Annotated in this window: 1 protein-coding gene; it reads left to right on the top strand. The window is 46.2% G+C overall.

What is annotated here, in order from left to right; genetic code table 11:
* The coding region (locus R7Q11_RS25555) for a DUF6701 domain-containing protein (RefSeq protein ID WP_318094452.1) at positions 1 to 743 on the top strand (743 nt) is incomplete at its 5' end.
* Positions 744 to 831: the final 88 nt, after the last annotated feature.

Below are 831 nucleotides of genomic sequence, written 5' to 3' on the forward strand. Positions count from 1 at the left end.
TAGGAGAGCTTGGCGGATACCAAGATCGTTTTGTGCCACCAGCACCACAAAAGGCAGAATGGAAACGCATCGGCGATGCCAGTATCGGTCAGTTTGTCATTGAAAAAGCATCTACAAATGCAACGTGTCACAACAGCCCGTGTTGGGAGAAAGATAAAACTAAAGACCATTACCCTGATGGCCCGTTCAACCGCGGTGCAAACAGCAAGAGCAGTAAAATTGGCTTAGTGACTACTCACGTGGTTGATGAGGTGAACTTCTTCGATGGCGGTGAAATTCTGACGAAACAGCCAGACATTCGTTTTGGTCGTTTGAACTTTAAGGATGTTGGCGGAAATCAGGGCATGAAGATCAAAGTGCCATTGGACGTAGAGGTGTGGCAAGACGGTAGATTTGTTACAAACTTCGATGACAACTCGACAACCGCAAATGGTGCGTACTACACCAGCACGCCTATTTGGTCGAACGCACCGGTAAATAACGCCCAGTTATCTGGTGTTGCTAAGATGAGTGTTGGCAGAACCAACGACATCATTGCAAGCCAAATTGACGCGGCAAGAGAACAAATTCAGTTCAGCCTAAATCTAGATCACTCAGGCAACCAACTTCCTTGGCTCAAATACGACTGGGAAACTTCGACTCCCGAAGAAGAAAACCCGCCAACAATAGTCACGTTTGGTATTCACCGTGGAAACGATCGCATTATCTATCGTGGTGAGCCGAATATGCTCGGCTTAAATTAGCCTCTTAAACCAACACTAGACGGCAAATAAAAAGAGCCCCTCATTGAGGGGCTCTTTCGTTACAAACGAATGTAATTATCTAACAGTG

Source organism: Vibrio sp. 970 (assembly GCF_033339075.1).